The sequence below is a fragment of the Actinomycetota bacterium genome (genome assembly GCA_041658565.1).
GTDB lineage: Bacteria > Actinomycetota > AC-67 > AC-67 > AC-67 > JBAZZY01.
Genome location: JBAZZY010000081.1, coordinates 1 through 3,039, shown reverse-complemented (window position 1 = coordinate 3,039; position 3,039 = coordinate 1). Strand labels below are relative to the sequence as shown.

Genomic DNA, 3,039 nt, shown 5'->3' with positions numbered 1-3,039 from the left:
CGTTCACGATCACGAACACGGGTGGTCGCGCGGACGCCGTTGGCGTCTTCGCGTTCGCGGACATGACGGACCAGCCCAACGCCTACTCAGACACCATCCAATGTCAGGTGGTCCGCGTGAATGGCGTGACCGGAAGCGTCCCCGGAAGGGCAAGCGTCTCGATGGGTATCCCCGTCCCGTTCCTCGTGACGAATGCGACAAGCGAGACGAGCGCCCACGAAGCGATCCACGCTATCCTCTACCGGCTGCAAGTGAACGCGAAGCCCGCTGATTGGCCCCAGACGACCAACAACTGCGGCGGCAAGGCGTTCAACACGTTCAACTCTGGCGGCGCGGCACAAGGCAACAAGGAGTCGGACCTCACGGACAACGTCGCCTTCGTGCAGATCACGAAGGATGCGAAGCTCGATTTCAACGTTGACTCGATCGAGTGGTGCCGCGGCCCGGCCACGACGGCCACCGTGTGCGACACGAACTTCACGCACGGAATGACGGGTGCGCCCTACAACACGGTGCGGCACTTCCACGAGGAGGGCGACGGCTTATACGCACCGCCAGACAACGAAGGGAACGCGACCTATTTCCGTGTCCGCATCGGCACGAACAACAGCACCATCTACACGGCAGACGGCCCCGTGGGGTGGATCCGCCCTGACCTGCGTGACTACGCGTCGGAGTATTGTGACTTCGACTACCCCCCGCTGCAGAGCAGTCCGACGAACCCGAAGGGCATAGGGACAGACACGCAGGACCCCAACGGCATCACGCTCAACAAGAGCACGTGCCCCATCTACAACGTGAGCGTCGATATCCGTGTTGGGCGCACCGAAGCGACGGCACCATCGTCCCCGATCGTGCTGTCGGACGCAGGCTGGTCGCTTGGCCAGAATGGCCAGAAGGAGCAGGCGCTCAATGGGACGTGGCACTCGCGCACGCTCGACCTGCTCGACAACTTTACCCGCATCGCGCTCGCTGGCGGTTACAACGTCAGCGCCAACGTCAACCAGGACGGCACCATGCAGGAGGTCCTGCAGACCAACGATCTCCTCGTGAGGCCATTCACGGTCCTCGCCCCAGATCTTGCCGCATCGCTCGTGCGCGAAGCACACGGCATGACTTTGACGGATCCCTACACGTACCCCGCCAACAACAGCTTCACCATCGGACCCTTCACGGCCGTTCTCTCGAACGGCGGAGCAGCGCCCGTGAAGTTCTCGAGCGACAGCGTCGCGACGCGCCTCAACATCCCCTGGCGCCTCATCATCGACAACGATTCGACACGCACGGGCTACAGCGTTACGGACACGTGGACCGCGCCGCCGGACTCGGCGGACCCACTTTCCGTGAAGTCCGTCTCCAAGAACTTGCTTCTGAGCAGCCTCTCGTCGAGCCCGTCCTTCATCACGCCAGGCCCGCACTCACTGTGCTTGCAGGTGGACCACACGAACCTCACGAACGAGTCTGATGATGCGAACAACGTGGACTGCGTGACCATCTTCCTGCGCGACTCGGGCAAGCCCATCATCGAGCCCATGTTCGGCAGCACCGCTCCGCGCGTCGTTTACCAGGCGTTCACCGATGACATCATCCCCAACGGCCGCCTCCACCCCAAGGAGAACTTCTCGGCGTTCATCAACATCTCCGACAACGACCAAGTGAACCTGAACGTCACGCTCATGGCAACGCTCTCTTCGGACCACAGCATCCAGCGGTCCTGGTATCCCTGCGACCCCATTTGGGACGACAAGCAGGACAACTGTGTCTTTTTCCGCAACAACACCGCGAACGCGTACGGCGTCCACGTCCGCAACTTCGTCTTCGCGAACGCAAGCAACACGACTGAAGACTGGACGCTGACGGCCGTCGCAAGGGACACGTTCGACAACAACGTCACGTCACCCGCCACGGCGCTCCAACTGCGCCACTGGCCCATCCACTCCATGACTGCGAAGCAAGTCATCGCGGGCATCTGTGACGAACGCAAGGGGTTCGCGCCAGGCAGCAATGATTGCCTGGGCTTCTTCAATGACTCAAGCACGTTCCCATACCGCACTGGTGCACCCCAAGGAGGTTCCTTGGAATTCCACCTCGAAGGCGCCTGGACAGGCTACGCGGGCTACGGCCCCGCGGACCAGGCGAACGTCACCTCCAACCTCGCGGAACTCGTTTACCTCCCAGGCGGGAACGCGTCACAGCCCGTCGTCATCCCGGCTGATCACGATTGGAACCAGATAACCTGCACCAGCACTGGCTCCACGACGGGCATCCCGATCCCGGTCGGCAAGACGAACCCGTGCGCCACCTACGGCTCCGTCGGCAACTTCACTTCGTCTGGCGTCATGAGCCTTCGTTCCAGCACTGGCGTTGGTGGCCCCGGCAAGTGGAACCTCAGTATCCGCATCACGGACTGGGGCGGCGAATCCAGCGACTTCAACTTCAGCTTCAACCTCAGCGACCTCCCGCCAGTCATCAGTGGGGCCCAACTCAATGCATCGGACCTCGCGGCAGGCAAACCCCTCGACGTGCACGTGAACGTCACGGACGACTTCGAGCTCAACCAAACGTTCCTGAACTTCACGCGCGTGAGCGACAACCACACGTTCCCCTCCATCCCGATCGGGAACTTCACGAATCCCCCCAACGCGGACGGCGTGTCCTACGTCTATAACGACACGATAACGACCGGCCACGGACACACGCTGGGGAACGCTGGCGACTACCGCGTCGTCTTCGCGGCCATCGACTCGTTTGGCAATTGGAACACGTCCAACCCGATCGCGTTCAAGCTGAACGACTCGACGGCGCCCTCCCTCCTGGAAGCCACCGTCACTCCCGCTCAGCAAGAAGCCACGCTCAACGTGACGTTCCACGCGCTCGCCACGGACGAATCCAACGAGACCGTCATCCTACAAGTCCTCCTCCGCGGCAACGAAGAAGTGGTCCGCGTGAACATGACCGAGGACCAGGACCACTTGGGCAACTTCACCTACACGACGAGCTTCGCCACGGAAGGCAGCTACACGTACAACATCTGGGCCA

1 protein-coding gene is annotated in these 3,039 nt (G+C 62.0%); it reads left to right on the top strand.

What is annotated here, in order from left to right; genetic code table 11:
- Positions 1-161: 161 nt before the first annotated feature.
- A partial coding sequence (locus WDA27_15105) for a hypothetical protein (GenBank protein MFA5892252.1) occupies positions 162-3,039 on the top strand: 2,878 nt, incomplete at its 3' end.